Here is a 19821-nt window from a genome sequence, read left to right on the forward strand (position 1 = left end):
TCTTTTTCAGAAATTTAAAATTTCTTTTAAGAGCAGCTCCAATGCCTTGTGAACCGACTTCTGCACTATACGTTCGCGATGTTTTCCCATTACAAATTGTTGCGCAAAGGTATGTTCTGGTGTGCTTATACCTATGTAAATAGTACCGACCTCCATGTCTGAATCCCCTTTTGTGGGACCTGCGTTTCCTGTAGTGGCAATTGCAAAATCCGTGTTCAGCAGATTTTTGGCATTAAGGGCCATAGCCTTGGCCACTTCTTCACTTACCACAGAATGCTTTTCAATTAAACCCTTCGGGACTCCTAAAAGCTTCATCTTGGTCTCAGTGGCATATGTTACCACACTTCCTTTAAAGTAGTTGGATGCCCCTGGAATTGCTGTCAATTGTTCCGCAATCTTACCTCCCGTAAAACTTTCGGCGGTAGCCAAGGTCATCTTTTTACGAGTCAGCATTTTGGCTATTTGATTCTCTATGGACTCATCTTCTTCCACTCCATAAATAATATCGCCTATAAGTGGGTAGAGTTGTTTTGTTGCGGTATCAATTCCATTGATAAGGAGTTCTTTATCCGTTCCTTTCGCGGTTAGTCGCAGCCTTACTTTACCAAGATTAGGCAAATAAGCCAATTTTATAAACGGTGGTAGATTGTTTTCCCACTCCTCAATTTTCTCAGCTATTGCACTCTCTCCAAGACCATAGGTCATTATGGTCCTGTGAACGATGTACGGACGGTCGTAATCCTCAATAATTTTTGGCAAGACCGATTTTAAAATGAGGTTTTTCATCTCAAAAGGAACCCCAGGAAGCGAAACATATGCTGTATTCCCGTTTTTCATCCAAAGTCCGGGTGCTGAGCCGTAGGCATTGTGCAAAACGGTGGCTTTAGAAGGAACCAGAGCTTGTTCCCGATTTAAATCGGAAATAGGTGTGGAAATATACTTTTTGAAAAGTTCTTCTATATGCTCCATCACCATCGCATCCATGACCAAATGATCGCCCATAAACTCGCAAAGGGTCTTTTTGGTAATGTCATCTTTAGTGGGGCCAAGTCCTCCGGTAATAATTACCACAGAGGAACGCTTTCCGGCTTCTTCCAATGCATTCCAAATATGGTCATGGTCATCCTGTACCGAAGTAATTTGGTATACGGAAACACCAATTTTATTCAGTTCCTTGGCAATAAAGGCAGAATTGGTATCCACAATCTGCCCAATGAGAATTTCATCCCCAATGGTGATGATTTCTGCTTGCATTTAAACGTCGAAATCTTTTTTAAGCTCTGATACTACCTGAAGTACGTCTTTTTTAAGCAGGGGGAATTTTTCTTCAATCTCGTCCATGCTGGCATTGCTCTTTCCCAAAGTTTCAATTTCGAGGGCAGCGGCCCTTGTCCGCTCCATTCCCAAAAGATCCACATTAGGCTTGATCTTGTGTGCCAACTTGTACACATTCTCATAGTCCCGCTCATTGATGGCTTTTTCCAAACCTTCCAAATCTTCGGGAACTTCATCTAAAAAAACTGAAATAACAGAAAGTACAAAATCCTGATCCCCTTCTGCCATCTCGTTTATCTTGTCGAGGTTGTAAATCATTACTTCACTTTAATTTCAAACAGCTGCTCACCTTCGAGCTTCCCAGAAAGGTAATCATTTGGACTAACTTTACCAACACCTGCCGGGGTTCCTGTGAAGATAATGTCCCCTTTTTTCAACATAAAATAGGTTGAAACGTGTGCAATTAACTCATCTATCTTCCACAACATCAAGGATGTATTTCCGTTTTGGACCACCTCTCCATTTTTTTCCAAAGAAAAATTGAGGTTGTCAACACTTTCGTACATGGTTTTTGGCATCCACTTACCAATGATGGCAGCACCATCAAACCCCTTGGCTTTTTCCCAGGGTAATCCTTTGGACTTTAATTTGGATTGAAGGTCTCTTGCGGTAAAATCAATACCCAATCCTATTTCATCATAATATTTATGGGCAAATTCCTTGGCAATGTGCTTGCCCACTTTCTTTATCTTGACCAAAACTTCTACCTCATAATGCACATCATTTGAAAATTCGGGAATATAGAAATCCTGTTCCTTTGGTAGCACCGAGGAATCAGGTTTGATGAACACCACAGGTTCATCTGGTCTTTCATTCTCAAGTTCGTCAATATGGGCAGCGTAGTTCCTGCCAATGCAAATCAACTTCATAGTATCTTCTTTGTTACTGCGGTTATTTCAACTTATTGTTGAGTTTTCCCAACTTAATCTGTGTTAACACCTTTTTGGTGTATAATGGAAAGTCAGCATTCAAAATCCAACCAAAATACCCGGGTTCATTCTCCAAAACCTCATCCACGGTCTTGCCCTTGTGTTTTCCAAAGGAAAAAATGGGTCGTTCTTGTTCATCTATCCCAATAAATCCTGCAAAGTCCAATGATTGTCTTCTAGTGGTGAACTCGGAAAGTTTTTTGATATTATTTTCCAGCTCCGGATAACGGTCCAATTGGGACAACAATACCTCGTACGTAGCCTTGGTATCTGCTTCCGCACTATGGGCATTATCCAGATTTTTATCACAATAGAATTTATAGGCGGCTTCGAGTGTTCTTTTTTCCATTTTGTGAAAAATGGTCTGTACATCTACGGAAACCATTTTTTTCATATCAAAATCCACCTCTGCCCGTAACATTTCCTCGGCTAGCAAGGGAATATCAAACCTATCTGAATTATAGCCTGCCAAATCGCTGTCCTTGATCATTTTATAGATTTCCTTAGAAAGCTGTTTAAAGGTAGGCTCATTGGCCACTTTCTCATTGGAAATTCCATGGACCGCAACCACCTCGGGTGGAATAGGCATTTCTGGATTTACCAGCCAGGTTTTGCTCTCTTTATTTCCATTGGGAAATATTTTTAACACGGAAATTTCCACAATTCTGTCCTTGGCCACATTGGTCCCCGTAGTTTCTAGGTCGAAAAAACAAATGGGTTTCGTAAGTTGTAACTGCATCAATTAAGTTTATTTAGATTTGGAAAGTAACCAAGGCAGCAGGTCTGGTTCTGCAAAGGCATTGTCCCAGCTGTTATGCCCCACTCCTGGGTATACGGTATATTTTACATTGATTTTTTCTTTTTTCATGGCCTTCACCATTTCAGCAGAATATTTTTCCGGAACCACCTGGTCCGCATCACCATGAAAAACCCACCAATCCAACTTGCGGAGTTGTTTGCTGATATTGGGGTTGGCGCCTCCACAGATTGGAAATGCCGCGGCAAACATTTTAGGGTTTCTCCTAACGAGCTCAAATGTCCCGAAACCGCCCATGGAAAGCCCTCCAACGTAGAGTCTTTTTTTGTCCAACTTATAGGTTTTCCGCAATTGTTTTAGGAGACCTTCGAGCAGTAACATATCCGGAGTAGGGTCGGCATCCTCATAGAAGATGAACTGTCTGTTGGGTATGTTTCCATGAACATCCAATCTAGACCAAGAGCTATTGGCCTTACACTGGGGAAATACCACAATAGCTTGGTGTTCTTCCCTAACGGATTCTTTTAAAAACAAACCGGAACCGTGTACAAGTTGTGCTTCATTATCGTTGCCGCGTTCTCCAGATCCATGTAGAAAAAGTATGAACGGATATTTTTTTGAAGCATCATAATCTTTTGGCAGCAATATCCTATAAGGAAGGGTATCGCCGTTCATTTCAAAATATCTTTTTTGATATTGGTCCTCGTTTTGTGCCATTGTATTGCCACAATACACAAGAAGTATTGCCAGAATTAAGGGTGTAGAAAGTTTCATGAATTGACGAATTGGTTCTAACCCCTAAAATTAACAATAGTATTGGGAATATTTTGACTTTTTGGAACTAGATTTCCCGGTTAATGTCCCAGGCCTCAAGATAATCTGCAACAGCTTTGACAAACATCCCCCCTAACGCACCATTGACCACTCTGTGGTCGTAACTATGGGATAGGAACATTTTACTACGGATACCTATATATTCTCCCTGGTCTGTTTCAATCACAGCCGGAATCCTACGTATTGCTCCCAGAGCCAAAATACCTACTTGCGGCTGGTTGATAATTGGGGTTCCAAAAACGCTTCCAAATGAGCCCACATTGGTTACGGTGTAGGTACCCTCTCTTATCTCATCGGGTTTTAGGGCATTGTTTCTGGCCCTATTGGCCAAATCATTCACAGTTTTGGCCATTCCAACCAAGTTTAACTGGTCTGCATTTTTTATTACGGGAACAATAAGGTTTCCATCTGGTAATGCAGCCGCCATTCCCAAGTTGATATTTTTCTTTTTAATGACGTTGTCCCCATCCAAAGAAATGTTCATCAAGGGATATTTCTTTAAGGCCATGGCCACGGCTTCCATAAATATTGGGGTAAAGGTCAGTTTTTCACCTTCTCTTTCTTCAAAAGCCTTTTTTACCTTGTTTCTCCAGTTTACCACATTGGTTACGTCCACTTCAACAAAACTCTGGACATGGGCAGAGGTGGAAATACTTTCAACCATGTGGTGTGCAATGAGTTTGCCCATTCTTGTAAGTGGTACAATCTCATCCCCTTCTGAAACGTGCACTGGAGTTGCAGTTGTTTTTTCCGAAGCAGGCTTGGAAACCACTTTGGGTTCCTTAACTGGTTCAGTATCTTTTTTGGCTGGCACATTAGAAGCTGCGCTTCCATTTTTAGATCGATTTTCCAAGAACGCCTTAATATCGTTTTTGGTTACCCTACCTTCTTTTCCTGTGCCAACAATAGCTTCCAGTTCATCCATGGATACGCCTTCTTCTTTGGCTATATTTTTTACCAATGGGGAGTAAAACCTTTCTGAACTTGAAAAATTCGGTTCTGGAGAAGCAACAGCCTCTTGCACCTGGGCCATCTGGTTTTCCAAGACTTCAACAGGCTCCTCAGGGGTTTCAGCGACCATATCCGAAACATCTGTATCGGCTACCGGGCTTTCCAATTCTCCCTCAGTTTGAATAACGGCGACAACTTCTCCAACTTTGATTACATCGTCTACATTAAAACGTTTCTCCAACAATACGCCTTCCACTTCACTGGGCACCTCGGAATCCACTTTATCGGTAGCGATCTCAAATATGGCTTCGTCCATTTCAATGGTATCCCCAACTTCCTTTAACCAAGTGGTCAGTGTTGCTTCGGCAACACTTTCACCCATCTGCGGTAATTTCAATTCAAATTTTGACATATTCTTATTTAACGAAGTAATATCGACTTATATTTTGCAAAAATACTAAAGAAATCGGCATTTTATTATTTTATGTTCATAAATTCAACTCCTTCAGTCTGCCTTAATTGAACTTTCAAACGGAACTCTGTTCAAAATACTCCTACCCAAGGTCACCTCATCCGCATATTCCAATTCATCCCCAACAGATATCCCTCTGGCAATGGTGGAAGTGGTAACTTCCAAGCCTTCCAATTGCCGATAGATATAAAAGTTGGTGGTATCTCCTTCCATTGTTGAACTGAGCGCAAAAATAAGCTCTTTTACAGAACCGTTCTTTACTCTTTGCACCAACGAAGGAATGTTAAGGTCTTGCGGGCCCACACCTTCCATGGGAGAGATTTTTCCTCCCAAAACATGGTATAATCCATTGTATTGTGACGTATTCTCTATGGCCATCACATCCCTTATGTCCTCTACAACGCAAACCAGAGTTTCATCCCGCTTAGGGCTTGCACAAATTTCACAGATTTCCGTATCGGAAATGTTATGGCACTTTTGGCAGAAATTAACGTCCCTTTTAAGTTGCAACAAGGCATTTGATAGCATCTCTACCCTTTCTTCTGGTTGTTTCAACAAATGAAGTACCAGTCGCAAAGCTGTACGCTTTCCGATACCTGGCAATTGCGACATTTCTTGAACTGCATTCTCCAAAAGTTTTGACGAAAATTCCATGTTTTCCAAGTATCTGCCAAAATTACGATTTTACTGTTACCAATTTACTTTTGTACTTTGCAAATCAAATTCCAAATATGTCCTCTACACAAATTCTTTTATTGATCGGCGCTTATTTCTTAGTGCTCATGATCATCTCTTATTTTACCGGAAAAAACGACTCCAATACAGATTTTTTTAAAGCAGGAAAGCAATCTCCGTGGTATTTGGTGGCTTTTGGTATGGTTGGAGCATCGCTCTCTGGAGTAACCTTTATTTCTGTACCTGGCTGGATAGAGGGCTCGCAATTCAGTTATATGCAGGTGGTATTGGGGTATCTTTTTGGTTATTTTGTGGTCGCTTATGTGCTTCTTCCGCTTTACTACAAATACAATTTGACCTCCATTTACGAATATCTTCTTGATCGTTTCGGAACTGTCAGTCATAAAACAGGGGCCTTTTTCTTTTTTATCTCTAGAGTTTTAGGAGCAGCATTTAGACTGTATTTGGTAGCTATTGTATTGCAACAATTTGTTTTTGATGATTTGGGTATTCGTTTTGAATTTACCGTAGTCATTTCCATACTTCTTATTTGGATATATACCAACAGAGGGGGAATTAAGACCATCGTATGGACAGATACCTTGCAGACATTGTTTATGATTTTGGCCGTGGTCTTGTCCATTGTATTGATCAATCGTGAATTAAATTGGAGCTTTGGGGAGTTCTTGGCTTCCGAAGACTTAAAAGCTTACAACAAATTCTTGTTCACAGAAAGTTTTCTGGACAGGAACCACTTTATCAAATCATTTGTAGGCGGCATGTTCGTGACTATATGTATGACCGGGCTGGATCAAGATATGATGCAAAAGAACCTTACCTGTAAATCATTGAAAGATGCTCAAAAAAATATGGTTTCCTTCAGCTTTGTTTTGGTCGGTGTCACCTTTTTGTTCATGTTGTTGGGAGCACTGCTTTTTATTTTCGCCAATAAAAATGGAATATCTATTCCATTGATGGATGGAGAACCCAAAACTGATCTGTTGTTTCCTGAGATAGCACTGAATAGCGGTCTCGGGCTCACCTTAGCCATTACCTTTATGCTTGGATTGATTGCCGCTGCCTATAGTAGCGCGGACAGTGCCCTAACTTCGTTAACGACATCTTTTTGTGTGGATTTTTTAAATATTGAAAAGAAAAGTGAGGGTGAGCAAAAAAGGGTGAGGAAAAAGACACATATTGCCATGAGTGTAATGCTTGTTCTGGTCATCATTGCATTTAAGTATATCCTAAGCAGCAATGTAATTGACAGTCTCTTGACAGTAGCTGGTTACACTTACGGACCTTTATTGGGACTTTTTGCTTTTGGAATTTTCACCGATTATAAAATCAAGGACCAATATGTTTGGATCATTGCTTTAATTTCGGTGGTTACCATTGCATTTGTTGCGAATATCCCTTCCTCTTACCTCGGCGGATATGTTATGGGATACGAACTTTTGCCATTAAATGGACTACTGACATTCTTTGGGTTATGGCTGGTTCGAAAGAATGGAAAAACCACTTAATACTGTCCGGTTGCCAACATAACCAAGGTACAGGCTTCTTCTGCCTGAATCCCCTCTTCCCTGAGAATTTGATAGAATTCGGGGTTCTCCGTTCCAGGATTAAAGATGACCCGTTTTGGTTTTAGGTCAAGTATTTTTTGGTAATATTCCTTTTGTCTTTTGGGATTCAGATAGAGGGTAATGGTATCAATATCTTCAAATCCCTCCAATTGGTCCATAATCTCCACATCTTCCACCATACCTTTTCGCAGACCGAAGGCTACAGTGTCAATTTTATTTTCCACCAGGCGTCGAATTGCCAAATTACTATATTTGTAAGGTTTTAGAGACGCCCCTAAAACAAGAGTCTTAATCATATGTTAATTTAATTGTTAAACTGATTCAAAGATTGTAACTAATTCAAAAAAAACTCGTCTATTGTCCAGATATTTTTGATCATTGGTAAGACTGTATTTTTTTATAGTTAATGGTTAGTGTTTAGTATAGCTTATCAATGGCATAGCCCTGGCGTTTCAATATAAATTGGAAGTCAGGGCTTCTTCTTTCCATAAACTCTTCATTTGTCCACTATTTCCGGTCAACATTACAAAAAAGACGAGGAGGCTCCTATTTGTTAAAAGATGTTAAAATAATTTTTGGCTGTAACATTTCCTGTCCTAAACAGTCTAGTAAGCATCATCAATCTAATCAAAAAAACGAGCAAACCATGAGAAAGGCTTTCTTACTTTTTTTGCTGCTAACTAGCGGCCTGTTTTCCACTAAATTATCTGCCAACAACCCTGAAACTGTCATAGGATCAATTTCAGGAACGGTAGTGGACAACGCAATGAACCAACCGGTTGCCTATGCTGCCATTGTTATTAAAACTGAAGATGGGGCCGAAACCGTAACTGGAAGTATCACCACCGAAGATGGGGATTTTGAAATCAAAAAACTACCTGAGGGGTCCTATATACTGGAAGTTCAATTTATAGGTTACAAAACGCATAGCCAGAAGCTGGAGATTACCAAAAACAATAGAAATGTAAAGGTGGGAACCATTACACTAATGGAGGAAGCCAGAAACTTGGATGAAGTTGAAGTAGTTGCTGAGCGTACCACTATTGAACAGCGTGTGGACCGGAAGGTAATCAACGTAGGAAAAGATTTGACCACTGCAGGTGCCACAGCCTCGGATATCATGAACAACATTCCTTCGGTAAATGTGGATGCGCAGACTGGGGACATTACTTTGCGAGGCAACTCCAATGTAAGGGTAATGGTGGATGGCAAGCTTTCCAACGTACCGGTGGCACAATTACTTCGCCAAATTCCATCAACTTCAATTAAGTCGATTGAATTGATAACCAATCCTTCTGCAAAGTACAATCCAGAGGGTATGAGTGGCATTATCAACATTGTACTACACAAAAATGCCAACATTGGATTCAACGGAAATATTAATATGGGACTTACCAAAGGTATTGAGGCCAAGTTCAACAGTTCCATTGACCTGAATTATAGAAGCGGGAAATTCAATTTCTACGGAAACTATGGCAACAACATTGGTAAGTGGGTGAATGATGGAACTATCCTTAGAAATGATGAAAATTCACTTCAGGCTTTTGATTTCTTCAACAATAACAAATCACATTTGTACAAGCTTGGGGTTGATTTTTATCTAAATGATAAGAACACCATATCCTTTTTCACCAATCAAAACATTTTTGATGGTGACGGAGACGGCATCACGGCAGTTTCGTACTTCAATGACCAATCTAGAAATCTGACTCAATTCTTCAACGATGAGAGCAGTAATAGAAGTGAGCAGTACAACTTTGACTATAAGCTTGATTTCGGAAAAGAAGGTCATAATATTGAGCTTGAAATAGATCATAATAGCTTTGAAAGTGAGCAAGATGCCAATTTTAGATCAGTTGGATCTACGTTGTTCCCAGATTACATGGATTTTGTAGATACGGAGCGTACCCAGACCATTGCCAACCTGGATTATGTAAATCCTTTGGATAGCATTTCCAAGCTGGAGTTGGGAGTAGAATCGAGACTTTTTGAGACCGATGTTGATTATTCTTCTACAGGTCTGTCCTTTAATTCCAGTGGAAACCTCATCCCTACACCCAGTACAGATTTCAAGTACAATATGGATATTTATTCTGCTTACGCCACCTTTAGTCAAAACCGTGGAAAATGGTCGTATCAAGTAGGAGCTCGAATCGAAAATGTTGAAGTTCAGGCAGACACAAACAGAGTACGTGCGTTCACGGACAAGTATACCCAGATTTATCCATCAGCATTTGTGACCTATAACCCAGATGAAAAGAATCAATTGCAGGTAAGCTATAGCCGAAGAGTGGATAGACCAGGATTACAGCAAGTAAATCCTATTAGGGAATGGGCCACACCTTTGATTTCTTCTTTTGGAAACCCCAGTTTGGAGCCACAATTCACTAGTTCCATTGAAACCAATTATACAAGAAGGATCAAAAATGGAAGTATTACTGCAGGGGTGTTTTATAGAAGTATTTCAGATGAAATCAATAGAGCGGTATATGTGGACCGATTGGATTTTAACCGGTTGATCTTGACTTTTGACAATTTTGACAACACGTCCGCCTATGGTTTTGAACTTTCCACAAATTATCGTCCAACAAAATGGTGGAGCATCAATGGAAGTTTTGATTTCTTCTCGCAGACCCAACGTGGTATTACGGAGAGTTTGAGCGGTGACAGTCCGGACCCTACGGAAAACGATATTATAGTGGAAGAGGTTGAAGTGGATAATACGGCATGGAACCTACGTATGAACAATAGTTTCACGGTAACAAAAAAGCTGACATTACAGGCATTTGGATTCTATCGCGGCAATAACAGAACCATTCAGTTCACTGCAAAACCCATGTATTTTGTAAATCTTGGAGCCAGATACAGTTTTGCCCAAGGTAAGGGAACCATAAGTTTCAACTACAATGATATTTTCAACACTATGTTCTTTGATTTTGATGGTGAGAGACCATATAATCAAGAAGGTGGTTTCAATTGGGAAAGCAACAATGTTTATGTTGGAATGTCCTATCGCTTTGGAAGCGGAAAAAATAGAGCTAAACAGCGTAAGCGAAGGGATAGCAACACCAAACAGTCCGGTGGTGGAATCCTGTAAAAAAAGAATTGATATCCCTTGTTGGAGAGTGTTGGTTGGTTAGTCTTTCAAGGTTTATCAATAAAAAGAACCCCGATTTCATATGAAATCGGGGTTTTGTTTTATTCAAAACTAGTGGTATGGCCATCCAAACTCGTAGTGTTTTTCTTTTGCCAATATTTCTTTAAGCCAGTTTCTCCCTGATTTTCCGCCCAATCTACCAACTCTTTTCTGTGGCCCTTAAACTCCATAATCGGAACTCCCATTCCACAGGAAATCTGTACTTTTTCCACTTGCACATCTACTAGTTGTCTACCACCGGCTATATTGGGGAACATATCGATATATTCCTTCCAAGGTTCGCTCTTATACGGATAGATTTCCGCTTTGCCATACAACCTTAAGATAATGGGATCACCTTCAAAAGCGCAGAACATTAAGGTTATACGGTTTTTGTGGGCAAGATGAACCGCAGTTTCATTTCCGCTGCCAGTTAGATTGAGCCAAATCACCCTGTTTTCGTCTATCACCCTTAAGGAGTCAAGTCCCTTGGGAGAAAGATTAACCGAGCCTTCTTCCATGGCCGTGGCTACAAAAAATAGTTTTTGTTGGTTGATGAAATCAATAAGATGGGGCGTTAAACCCTTTAATTGGCGCCCCATGTCACCATCTGATTATGGCACTGCCCCAAGTAAATCCACTGCCAAAAGCAGCCAAGACAACCAGGTCGCCTTCCTTTACTTTCCCTAACTCCCATGCTTCTGTTAAGGCAATAGGAATTGAAGCCGCAGTTGTGTTGCCATAGTTCATGATATTATTGAATACCTGATCATCGGACAATCCAAATTTCTTTTGGATAAACTGGGAAATTCTGAGGTTGGCCTGATGCGGAATCAAGAGATCGATATCTTGCGGGCCCAAGTTGTTGGTCTGAAGTCCCTCCATGATTACTTCGCTAAAGCGTACCACCGCATTTTTAAAGACAAACTGTCCATTCATATATGGAAAGTAAGATGTATCCTCAGGGTCATTGTCTTTGATAATATCGTTCACCCATCTTTTGCCCATTCCAGGGGCAATCAATGACAGCTCTTCAGCATGCTGACCTTCGGAATGCAAATGCGTGGAAAGTATTCCTTTGGAAGTATCCTCCTCTCGGGTCAATATTGCAGCTCCAGCTCCATCTCCAAAAATTACGGAAACTCCCCTACCTCGGGTGGTCATGTCCAAACCATGTGAATGAAGCTCAGAGCCCACCACCAAAATATTCTTGTACATCCCACTCTTGATGTATTGATCTGCAACCGAAATGCCATATACAAATCCAGAGCACTGATTCCTAATATCCAATGCACCTACGGTCTTTAAATCCAAATCGCGTTGCACCAATACTCCCGGACCAGGAAAATAGTAGTCTGGGCTTAAGGTCGCAAAAATGATAAAATCAATATCGTTTTTATCTATCCCTGCCCTTTCAATTGCTTTTTGGGCCGCCTTGACACCCATAGAAGTGGTAGTATCGGTTCCCTTTATAACATGTCTCCGCTCCTTTATGCCAGTTCTTTCCTGTATCCATTCATCATTGGTATCCATCACCTTGGACAAATCATCATTGGTCACTACATTCTCTGGCACATAAAATCCTAATCCCGATATTCTTGAGTTGTACATTATAACTTACTAGATAAAAATTGTTAAAAATTGACTCTATTAAATGGAAAAGTAAAAAATATATTCAAAGAACCAGAAATGAATCGATAAAATATAAATTTAACCAACTTCATTTTTGACATCCCATGTCGCAATATGCTATAAAGAAAAGGGCCCAAACTCTTTACCCACCTCAACATGAACGTCGAACAATTATCGAAATACATAAAACAATATGATTATTGGAAATTGTTCAAATGGAAAACGCACTTTCGTCCGAAAGTGCGTTTTCAACAACCTAACCAATAAATAACAAAATTGTCTTGGAACAAAGTTTGTTCATAGCAATTTTATCCTTGACAAAACAAATATACTATTTTGTTTAACATAAACTAAGTATCAATAAACAAAATTATGTTAAAACTTTACAAGCACCATCATACCTGTATGTGATGTCAGTTTGTCATACTTGTGCGCTATGGTATTTTTTTTGCCTTGTACCAACCAAAAGAAAAAATATTTAAAGATGGCTACAGGCAAAATCAATGTTTCCGTAGAGAACATTTTTCCTTTGATCAAAAAATTTCTTTATAGCGACCATGAAATTTTTCTTAGGGAATTAATTTCCAACGCAACTGATGCAACTTTGAAACTAAAGCACCTAACTTCAATTGGTGAGGCCAAAGTTGAATATGGAAACCCCATTATTGAGGTCAAAGTGGATAAGGACAAAAAGCTTATCCACATTACTGACCAGGGTATTGGAATGACAGAGGATGAGATAAAAAAGTACATTAATGAAGTTGCTTTCTCAGGAGCTGAAGAATTTTTGGACAAATACAAAGATGCCGAAAAGGATGCAGGCATTATCGGACATTTTGGACTTGGGTTTTATTCGGCCTTTATGGTCGCGGACAAGGTGGAGATTATATCCAAAAGCTTTAAAGATGAACCTGCTGTTCATTGGACTTGTGACGGGTCACCAGAATTTACCCTCAAGGAGGCAAAGAAATCCGATCGAGGAACAGAAATCATTCTGCACATAGCTGAAGATTCCACAGAATTCCTGGAAGATTCCAAAATCCGTGAATTGTTGACCAAGTACAACAAGTTCATGCCCATCCCCATAAAATTTGGGACAAAAACGGAGACCCTTCCAAAACCGGAGGATGCCAAAGAAGACGATCCTGCGCCAACTCAAGAGGTTGATGACATTATCAACAATCCCAATCCGGCATGGACCAAACAACCTTCAGATCTAAAGGATGAGGACTATAAGACATTTTATAGGGAGTTGTACCCAATGCAATTTGAGGAACCCTTGTTCAACATCCACTTAAATGTGGATTATCCGTTCAACCTTACAGGGATTCTCTATTTTCCAAAATTGACCAACGACCTGAATATTCAAAAGGACAGAATCCAACTATACCAAAACCAAGTGTTTGTTACGGATAATGTTGAGGGAATTGTTCCTGAGTTTTTGACCATGCTTCGCGGTGTCATTGATTCTCCAGACATTCCTTTGAATGTTTCCAGGTCTTATTTGCAAGCAGATGGAGCGGTGAAGAAGATCTCCTCCTACATTACAAGAAAGGTAGCGGATAAACTGAATTCCCTTTTTAAGAACAACCGTGAGGATTTTGAGCAAAAATGGAATGACATTAAGGTAGTTATTGAGTACGGTATGCTCTCAGAAGATAAATTCTTTGAAAAAGCCGAAAAATTTGCGCTCTACCCAACCGTAGATGGCAAATTCTACACCTTTGAGGAATTGGAATCCAAAATCAAGGATAGTCAAACGGATAAAGATGACAAACTAGTTGTGCTTTATGCTTCTGACAAAGAGGCGCAGCACAGCTACATTGAGGCTGCTCAATCCAAAGGATACGAAGTATTGTTGATGGATTCTCCCATTGTTTCCCATTTGATGCAAAAACTGGAGAGTTCCAAGGAAAACCTATCCTTTGCCCGGGTAGATGCGGACCATGTTGACAACCTTATCAAAAAAGAAGACACGGCCATTTCCAAACTTTCTGACGAAGAAAAGGAAAAACTAAAAGGTGAAATTGAAGGAGTAATCACAGAGAAAGGATACACGGTACAAATGGAGGCCATGGATAGTTCCGCTTCTCCATTTATAATTACTGAACCTGAGTTCATGCGCCGGATGAAAGAAATGCAGCAGACCGGTGGGGGAGGAATGTTTGGAATGGGCAACATGCCAGAAATGTACAATCTCATTGTAAACACCAATCACGAGTTGGTCGGTGAAATCCTTAATACAAAAACTGCCAAAAAAAGGGAACGATTGATTAATCAATCCCTTGACCTTGCGCGATTGTCAAAAGGATTATTGAAAGGTGAAGAGCTCACTAAATTCATCTCTAGAAGTTACGAGATGATCAAATAAATCAAACTTATTAGATTGAATAAAAAGGCAGACCAAAAAAGTCTGCCTTTTTTTATTAAGCCGAAGTAAATCTACGATCAAAAAGTCTTTTTAGTGCAGTGGTCTGTATCAATATCATTACAGCAATGACCAATACCGTATACACCGTTTTATTGGAAAACTTGACAACTGGGAGGCTTTCCGAGAACCATGAATCCATAAGAGAAACCAGCTTAGCATATCTCGGTTCGCTTATGGATGCCAAATCGCCGCCGAAAATTCCCCAAGAAGCAAGAATTACTAAAACAATCACTATAGTGACAATAGCCCATTTAGGCATAATTGGCCTATAACTTAGAGCAGCTACCCTTTCCTCTTCGATTCTTTTGATGACCGAATGGGTGAAATCGTGTGGTGGTTGCTCCAAAGGAGCATCCTGAAGTATTTCATCCATCAATTTTTCTAAATGTTCGTTATCCTTCATAACTACTGATTGTTTCAGGTTCCATTTCTTTTCTTAAAATAACGGCCAGCCTTGTCCTTGCTCTAAATAATCGAACCTTGGCTGTGTTCACTGTAAGTCCAAGGATTTTGGCCAATTCTTTAAGGTCTCTCTCCTCCAAATAAAAGAGGGTCAATATAGCTGCATCCGAGGAAGACAGTTTCTCGATACAATTCTTTACCATCAACGACCTTTCCTTGAGTTCCATTTCCTTTAGAGCGTTGCCCATTTCAGCTACTGCTTGCCCATTGACTTCTTCAATAGGGATATTCCCTTGTTCCTTTTGGTATTTTTTTATTCTATCCAGACATGTATTGTACGTTATGCGATAAATCCAAGTGGAGAGCCTAGAATCTCCTTTGAATTTTTTCAGGGAACGGTACACTTTGATAAAGGAATCTTGCGATACCTCCTCTGCCTCCTCCCTATTTTTCATCATACGTTGTGCAATGGTAAACACCATAACCTTATACATATCCACCAATTTGGCAAATTCCTTGGAATCACCATTTACAATAGCGGCAATATCAAGTTGGTCGGCTGCTTGTTCCATTATATCATATGACGATAGAAAACAGATAGAGGTTACATTAAAATAAAAAAAATTGACTTAAGCTGTAACCTGTTTCAAAAATGTGTCGTCCTACCCTTGAAACTGAGTTTATAAATCAATTAAAAAACAATCAAAAATGGCAGAAGCAATTATAATTCCGGTAAGTTTTTTCCTTGCAATCTTTGCAATAACCTACCTCTATTTCAGTACTCGAAACAAAGAACGTTTGGCTCTTATAGAAAAAGGGGCGGACGCCAATATCTTTTTTAGGGCCAAAGGAGAATTTGATATTCCCAGATGGAAAATAGTCCTTATCAATTTTGCGGTGCTTTTAATAAGCATTGGAGCGGCCATTTTCTTAGCTTCCATACTAGAGAGTTATCTCAATGTAGATGAGGAAGTGGCCTATCCCGGTACAATTTTCCTACTTTCAGGAATCGGCCTTTTGGTAGGTTTCAATATGACCAAACGGTTGGAAAAATAAGTTCTCCCACCAAAACATTTAAAAAACCATCGTTCAACGCGATGGTTTTTTTTATCTTGAACCTATGGAAGTGATAGCCACCAATATTGCCGTTCCCAAGAAGATAATCTGGAACGATAAGGAAGTTACTACGGGCATATTCAAACAACCGGTTCAAAATCCCATTACACTTGAAAGTGAAGCTGTTGCGGGTGATATTATTGCAGATAGAAAGGTACACGGGGGAATTTTTAAGGCCTGCTATCTTTTTTCTTCGGACCATTATCCCTATTGGAAACAAAAATATCCCCATTTGGATTGGGATTGGGGAATGTTTGGGGAAAACCTCACTGTCAACGGACTTGATGAATCAAAAATTAGAATAGGCAACGTTTACAGATTGGGCAGTGCTTTGGTGCAAGTAACCCAACCCAGGGAACCCTGTTATAAGCTAGGCGTAAAATTTGGAACACAGGATATTCTAAGAGAATTTATAGATCATGGGTTTCCCGGCACCTACGTAAAGATTTTGGAACAGGGAGAAGTAAAAGTTGGCGATAGGCTTCAACTGGTTGAGGAATCCAAAAATCCATTGACCATACAACAATTTTACCAACTGTTATACTCCAAAACCAAGGATACTTCCATTGTAAAACTTGCCGTGGAAAATGAAGCATTGCCCCTTTATAAAAGAGAGCGCTTGAAAAGATACCAATAAAGAAAGGCCCATTATAAATGGGCCCCTTGCACTGAAAATTAACTAAACAAACTATTTTACCAATACAGTTTCTCTGTAAGTACCTGTTTCGTCAGCTACTACTACTGTATACTTATCTTCAAAAGCTTTCTCAAAGTTAAAGGCCTTCTCAACAACCACTTCACCTTTAATGGCTTCTTTGTAGACTACTCTACCTTCACTGTCATATACCTTTACTATAATTGTCTCTTGATCAAGGTTCAACATATTTATGAAGAGTTTATCTCCTTTCTTCACAAAAACCGGGTCCATTTCAACATTGATCAATTTTCTTTCTACCTCGCTCTTGGCAGGTCCATTTGCAAATCCCATTGAAACTGTCAACAAGAATGCTGCTACTGTAACGTGATTTAAAACTTTCATAACTATCGTTTTTTAAGATTACAGTACAAAAGTATTGCGGAGGAGTTGCCAAAAACACCACCATTTTTTCAAATATCTATGCAATTTTAACCAAGTGCCTATGTTAATGAAACATTAAGGTTAAAATAGCATATATTTTAGTTAATTTTGCATATATGGTACACTGGCACCCGTGCTAACTTTGTACTACCAAGTTAAAATTGCATCAATGATTCAAAAACCTGCTTTTGAAGCAATAGCTCCCAGTTTTGGTCACTCATTTACTTATCAAAAATTCAATGAGAACAATGAGAACAAAAACAATGGCTGGCATTACCATCCAGAGTTGGAACTGGTCTATATTAATGGTGGGTCTGGTAAAAGACAGATAGGCAGCCATGTATCCTACTTTAGGAACGGAGATCTTATTCTTATCGGCTCCAACCTCCCCCATTGTGGTTTTACGGATAAACTGACAGGGAACAAAAGTGAGACTTTGGTTCAAATGAAGGCCGATTTTTTAGGAAGTGATTTTTTCAATATTCCGGAAATGAAAAACATCCAGAAGCTTTTTGAAGTAGCCAAGGGTGGAATTGCCTTTTCTGGAAAGACCAAGAGAAAAGTAGGTGAAAAAATGGAAATTCTGGAATATCAAACAGATTTTCAGCGATTGCTTTCCATTTTGAACATTTTGAACCTATTGGCCACCTCAGATGAAATAAAAGTATTGAATGGCGAAGGGTTTTCCATGGAAACCGAGGTAAAGGACAATGATCGTATCAATATTGTCTTCAACCACGTAAAGACCAATTTTAAGGAAGATATCAGCTTAGATCAAATAGCTGATATGGTAAGTATGACCGTTCCTTCGTTTTGTAGGTATTTCAAAAAAATAACCAACAAGACGTTTACCCAATTCGTGAATGAATATAGATTAGTGCATGCATCCAAATTGTTGGCAGAACAGCCCATCAGCATTACCCAAGTGTGCTATGATAGTGGTTTCAACAACTTTTCCCACTTCAATAAGTCTTTCAAAGCATTCACGGGCCAAAATCCATCAGAATACCGAAATCAATTAAAGACTGTCCTGAAATAGATATGGGGCTCTTTTCTGAAAAATTGACTCTCGATCTACCTGATAGTGACATTGTTTACTATCCAAATTTCTTTTCCGCGGAACAAGCGGATGATTATTTCAGTACGCTAAAAAGAAACGTTCCATGGCAACAGGATGAAATCACCCTTTTTGGAAAGACTTATCCCCAGCCCCGTTTAACCGCACTTTATGGAAATAATGGAAAAAGTTACTCCTATTCCAACATTACCATGCACCCTCTCGAGTTTACCGATGAATTACAGCAAATAAAATCAGCCGTAGAAAATGAGGCCAGCGTAAAATTTACTTCCTGTTTGCTGAACCTCTACAGATCTGGAAAAGATAGCAACGGATGGCACTCGGATGATGAGAAAGAGTTAGGGCAAAACCCTATAATTGCATCGGTTAGTTTTGGAGCTGAACGTTTCTTTCATTTAAGAAACAAAACAAATAAGGAACAAAAGCACAAGATACTTCTGGAACACGGAAGCCTATTATTGATGCAGGGAGAGACCCAACATTTTTGGCAGCATCAGATAGCAAAGACCGCAAAAAATATTGGAGAAAGAATCAACCTTACCTTCCGTATAATCAAATAGGTCTAAGCGAATAGGTCGTTCAATACTTTTGCGAGTCGGAGACCACCTTTTTGCAGTTGTGAAAACAACATCTCATTGTACTTATAAGCATATTGATATCCCAGCTTATCACCCACTTTCGCGGAATCGTACAACTCGCCACAAAGTACATGGGATTCATTCACCCAATCGTAAATGGTACCCTCTTGAATTTTCTTTCTTTCCCTTCGGGAAACTTGATCCAACTCCGTACCCAGCTCCGTGTAGGTCATACCATAGGACTCAATCAGGTTTTTGTCCCAAACCCTATGTAAATTGCTTCCTTCGCCAAACCACTGAACCTGGATATCATTTCCTCCTTTGTCCTCCGCCCTACTTGCATGCATAGGTTGATGAAGGTCCCCAATAAGATGAATCAACATTTTAAGGTAAAAAACACGGTCTTCCCTGTTATTGTTCTTATTGCCCACCATATCAATACAGCTTTCAATGGCCGTAATAATATCGCCATATTCGCTTTTTTCAGAGTCCTCATAACGCGTCCCCAAGGGATAGTTTACATAATGCCAGGCTGAAAATTTAGAGTAAGCGCGGTCCGCTTTTATTTCATCTGCATAAGTGGAAACAAAGGCCAAGCTATGCCCGTCCAACAAATCGTTCAATGCTCTTTTTGCTTTTCCGGTGAGATGGTTTTGGGCAATATGACCAGTGACACGATGACCTGTTTGCCCCCAATAATTACCAAAAGAAAGCATAGGGAGCAACATGAGCAGAAGAGCTGTTTTTTTCATGATTGATGATTTCTTCAAATGTAGAAATAAAGACCAAATCAGTGAAAAGAGATTTGGAATATTTTTGATGACAACCGGT

Annotated in this window: 21 protein-coding genes; 7 read left to right on the plus strand and 14 right to left on the minus strand. The window is 39.8% G+C overall.

Translation table 11 applies throughout. The features are described from left to right. Positions 1-6: 6 nt before the first annotated feature. From DX873_RS18215 to recR, 7 genes are all read right to left on the minus strand, one after another. Positions 7-1254, minus strand: coding sequence for a competence/damage-inducible protein A (locus DX873_RS18215; RefSeq protein WP_116185925.1), 1248 nt, complete (start codon positions 1252-1254; stop codon positions 7-9). Beyond that, complete coding sequence (locus tag DX873_RS18220) at positions 1255-1593, minus strand: Hpt domain-containing protein (protein ID WP_116185926.1); 339 nt, start codon at positions 1591-1593, stop codon at positions 1255-1257. It lies immediately after the preceding gene. Beyond that, on the minus strand, positions 1593-2204 hold the full coding sequence (locus DX873_RS18225; protein ID WP_116185927.1) for a fumarylacetoacetate hydrolase family protein: 612 nt from the start codon (positions 2202-2204) through the stop codon (positions 1593-1595). The genes DX873_RS18220 and DX873_RS18225 overlap by 1 nt, the downstream gene beginning before the upstream one ends. Positions 2205-2226: 22 nt before the next feature. Further along, on the minus strand, positions 2227-3003 hold the full coding sequence (locus DX873_RS18230) for a 3'-5' exonuclease (protein ID WP_116185928.1): 777 nt from the start codon (positions 3001-3003) through the stop codon (positions 2227-2229). Positions 3004-3012: 9 nt separating this feature from the next. Next, complete coding sequence (locus DX873_RS18235) at positions 3013-3795, minus strand: carboxylesterase family protein (RefSeq protein ID WP_116185929.1); 783 nt, start codon at positions 3793-3795, stop codon at positions 3013-3015. 67 nt (positions 3796-3862) lie between these two features. Continuing rightward, positions 3863-5218, minus strand: a complete 1356-nt coding sequence (locus DX873_RS18240; protein WP_116185930.1) for a dihydrolipoamide acetyltransferase family protein — start codon at positions 5216-5218, stop codon at positions 3863-3865. Positions 5219-5311: 93 nt separating this feature from the next. Next, positions 5312-5932, minus strand: coding sequence for a recombination mediator RecR (gene recR / locus DX873_RS18245; RefSeq protein ID WP_116185931.1), 621 nt, complete (start codon positions 5930-5932; stop codon positions 5312-5314). A 77-nt stretch (positions 5933-6009) separates the two neighbouring features. Between recR and DX873_RS18250 the strand changes: the two genes are divergently transcribed. After that, the gene (locus tag DX873_RS18250) at positions 6010-7479 is read left to right on the plus strand and encodes a sodium:solute symporter (protein WP_116185932.1); all 1470 of its coding nucleotides are present in this window, start codon (positions 6010-6012) and stop codon (positions 7477-7479) included. On the opposite strand, the gene DX873_RS18255 is transcribed toward DX873_RS18250, so the two are convergent. Then, positions 7476-7835, minus strand: a complete 360-nt coding sequence (locus DX873_RS18255) for a CoA-binding protein (RefSeq protein WP_116185933.1) — start codon at positions 7833-7835, stop codon at positions 7476-7478. The two genes, DX873_RS18250 and DX873_RS18255, sit on opposite strands and share 4 nt — an antisense overlap. A gap of 350 nt (positions 7836-8185) precedes the next feature. Between DX873_RS18255 and DX873_RS18260 the strand changes: the two genes are divergently transcribed. Further along, on the plus strand, positions 8186-10636 hold the full coding sequence (locus DX873_RS18260; RefSeq protein WP_116185957.1) for a TonB-dependent receptor: 2451 nt from the start codon (positions 8186-8188) through the stop codon (positions 10634-10636). A 101-nt stretch (positions 10637-10737) separates the two neighbouring features. On the opposite strand, the gene DX873_RS18265 is transcribed toward DX873_RS18260, so the two are convergent. Both DX873_RS18265 and DX873_RS18270 read right to left on the minus strand, forming a co-directional pair. Next, positions 10738-11277 carry a pyridoxamine 5'-phosphate oxidase family protein gene (locus DX873_RS18265; protein ID WP_116185934.1) on the minus strand — a complete coding sequence of 180 codons (540 nt, stop codon included), beginning with the start codon at positions 11275-11277 and terminating at the stop codon, positions 10738-10740. Between the two features lies 1 nt (position 11278). Then, positions 11279-12286 carry a 3-oxoacyl-ACP synthase III family protein gene (locus DX873_RS18270; protein ID WP_116185935.1) on the minus strand — a complete coding sequence of 336 codons (1008 nt, stop codon included), beginning with the start codon at positions 12284-12286 and terminating at the stop codon, positions 11279-11281. A 505-nt stretch (positions 12287-12791) separates the two neighbouring features. On the opposite strand from DX873_RS18270, the gene htpG reads away from it, so the two are divergent. Further along, positions 12792-14678, plus strand: a complete 1887-nt coding sequence (gene htpG, locus DX873_RS18275) for a molecular chaperone HtpG (protein ID WP_116185958.1) — start codon at positions 12792-12794, stop codon at positions 14676-14678. A gap of 55 nt (positions 14679-14733) precedes the next feature. Here htpG and DX873_RS18280 read toward each other — a convergent pair whose 3' ends face one another. Together DX873_RS18280 and DX873_RS18285 are read right to left on the minus strand one after the other, a co-directional pair. Then, positions 14734-15141 carry a hypothetical protein gene (locus tag DX873_RS18280; protein WP_116185936.1) on the minus strand — a complete coding sequence of 136 codons (408 nt, stop codon included), beginning with the start codon at positions 15139-15141 and terminating at the stop codon, positions 14734-14736. Next, on the minus strand, positions 15131-15712 hold the full coding sequence (locus DX873_RS18285; RefSeq protein WP_116185937.1) for an RNA polymerase sigma factor: 582 nt from the start codon (positions 15710-15712) through the stop codon (positions 15131-15133). Before DX873_RS18285 ends, DX873_RS18280 begins: the two co-directional genes overlap by 11 nt. 136 nt (positions 15713-15848) lie before the next feature. On the opposite strand from DX873_RS18285, the gene DX873_RS18290 reads away from it, so the two are divergent. After that, the gene (locus tag DX873_RS18290) at positions 15849-16196 is read left to right on the plus strand and encodes a DUF6249 domain-containing protein (protein ID WP_116185938.1); all 348 of its coding nucleotides are present in this window, start codon (positions 15849-15851) and stop codon (positions 16194-16196) included. Between the two features lie 64 nt (positions 16197-16260). Then, positions 16261-16893 carry an MOSC domain-containing protein gene (locus tag DX873_RS18295; RefSeq protein WP_116185939.1) on the plus strand — a complete coding sequence of 211 codons (633 nt, stop codon included), beginning with the start codon at positions 16261-16263 and terminating at the stop codon, positions 16891-16893. Positions 16894-16944: 51 nt separating this feature from the next. On the opposite strand, the gene DX873_RS18300 is transcribed toward DX873_RS18295, so the two are convergent. Next, positions 16945-17295: a hypothetical protein gene (locus tag DX873_RS18300; RefSeq protein ID WP_116185940.1), complete on the minus strand. Its 351-nt coding sequence runs from the start codon at positions 17293-17295 to the stop codon at positions 16945-16947. Between the two features lie 208 nt (positions 17296-17503). Here DX873_RS18300 and DX873_RS18305 point away from each other — a divergent pair, with 208 nt between their 5' ends. Both DX873_RS18305 and DX873_RS18310 read left to right on the plus strand, forming a co-directional pair. After that, positions 17504-18373, plus strand: coding sequence for an AraC family transcriptional regulator (locus DX873_RS18305; protein WP_116185941.1), 870 nt, complete (start codon positions 17504-17506; stop codon positions 18371-18373). A gap of 2 nt (positions 18374-18375) precedes the next feature. Continuing rightward, the gene (locus DX873_RS18310) at positions 18376-18972 is read left to right on the plus strand and encodes an alpha-ketoglutarate-dependent dioxygenase AlkB family protein (protein ID WP_116185942.1); all 597 of its coding nucleotides are present in this window, start codon (positions 18376-18378) and stop codon (positions 18970-18972) included. Positions 18973-18974: 2 nt separating this feature from the next. Here DX873_RS18310 and DX873_RS18315 read toward each other — a convergent pair whose 3' ends face one another. Then, positions 18975-19742 (minus strand): S1/P1 nuclease, encoded by a 768-nt coding sequence (locus tag DX873_RS18315; protein WP_116185943.1) that lies wholly within the window; start codon positions 19740-19742, stop codon positions 18975-18977. Between the last annotated feature and the right edge of the window lie 79 nt (positions 19743-19821).

Origin of the sequence: Flagellimonas nanhaiensis, assembly GCF_003382275.1 — a bacterium.
Lineage (GTDB): Bacteria > Bacteroidota > Bacteroidia > Flavobacteriales > Flavobacteriaceae > Flagellimonas > Flagellimonas nanhaiensis.

Excerpts from the sequence above, each read along its gene's own strand:
- DX873_RS18235 (WP_116185929.1), bottom strand. The coding sequence starts at position 3,795 with ATGAAACTTTCTACACCCTTAATTCTGGCAATACTTCTTGTGTATTGT.
- DX873_RS18285 (WP_116185937.1), bottom strand. The coding sequence starts at position 15,712 with ATGGAACAAGCAGCCGACCAACTTGATATTGCCGCTATTGTAAATGGT.
- DX873_RS18265 (WP_116185934.1), bottom strand. The coding sequence starts at position 11,277 with ATGGGGCGCCAATTAAAGGGTTTAACGCCCCATCTTATTGATTTCATC.
- DX873_RS18315 (WP_116185943.1), bottom strand. The coding sequence starts at position 19,742 with ATGAAAAAAACAGCTCTTCTGCTCATGTTGCTCCCTATGCTTTCTTTT.
- DX873_RS18310 (WP_116185942.1), top strand. The coding sequence starts at position 18,376 with ATGGGGCTCTTTTCTGAAAAATTGACTCTCGATCTACCTGATAGTGAC.
- recR (WP_116185931.1), bottom strand. The coding sequence starts at position 5,932 with ATGGAATTTTCGTCAAAACTTTTGGAGAATGCAGTTCAAGAAATGTCG.
- DX873_RS18300 (WP_116185940.1), bottom strand. The coding sequence starts at position 17,295 with ATGAAAGTTTTAAATCACGTTACAGTAGCAGCATTCTTGTTGACAGTT.
- DX873_RS18290 (WP_116185938.1), top strand. The coding sequence starts at position 15,849 with ATGGCAGAAGCAATTATAATTCCGGTAAGTTTTTTCCTTGCAATCTTT.
- DX873_RS18255 (WP_116185933.1), bottom strand. The coding sequence starts at position 7,835 with ATGATTAAGACTCTTGTTTTAGGGGCGTCTCTAAAACCTTACAAATAT.
- htpG (WP_116185958.1), top strand. The coding sequence starts at position 12,792 with ATGGCTACAGGCAAAATCAATGTTTCCGTAGAGAACATTTTTCCTTTG.
- DX873_RS18240 (WP_116185930.1), bottom strand. The coding sequence starts at position 5,218 with ATGTCAAAATTTGAATTGAAATTACCGCAGATGGGTGAAAGTGTTGCC.
- DX873_RS18225 (WP_116185927.1), bottom strand. The coding sequence starts at position 2,204 with ATGAAGTTGATTTGCATTGGCAGGAACTACGCTGCCCATATTGACGAA.
- DX873_RS18270 (WP_116185935.1), bottom strand. The coding sequence starts at position 12,286 with ATGTACAACTCAAGAATATCGGGATTAGGATTTTATGTGCCAGAGAAT.
- DX873_RS18250 (WP_116185932.1), top strand. The coding sequence starts at position 6,010 with ATGTCCTCTACACAAATTCTTTTATTGATCGGCGCTTATTTCTTAGTG.
- DX873_RS18305 (WP_116185941.1), top strand. The coding sequence starts at position 17,504 with ATGATTCAAAAACCTGCTTTTGAAGCAATAGCTCCCAGTTTTGGTCAC.
- DX873_RS18220 (WP_116185926.1), bottom strand. The coding sequence starts at position 1,593 with ATGATTTACAACCTCGACAAGATAAACGAGATGGCAGAAGGGGATCAG.
- DX873_RS18260 (WP_116185957.1), top strand. The coding sequence starts at position 8,186 with ATGAGAAAGGCTTTCTTACTTTTTTTGCTGCTAACTAGCGGCCTGTTT.
- DX873_RS18215 (WP_116185925.1), bottom strand. The coding sequence starts at position 1,254 with ATGCAAGCAGAAATCATCACCATTGGGGATGAAATTCTCATTGGGCAG.
- DX873_RS18295 (WP_116185939.1), top strand. The coding sequence starts at position 16,261 with ATGGAAGTGATAGCCACCAATATTGCCGTTCCCAAGAAGATAATCTGG.
- DX873_RS18230 (WP_116185928.1), bottom strand. The coding sequence starts at position 3,003 with ATGCAGTTACAACTTACGAAACCCATTTGTTTTTTCGACCTAGAAACT.
- DX873_RS18280 (WP_116185936.1), bottom strand. The coding sequence starts at position 15,141 with ATGAAGGATAACGAACATTTAGAAAAATTGATGGATGAAATACTTCAG.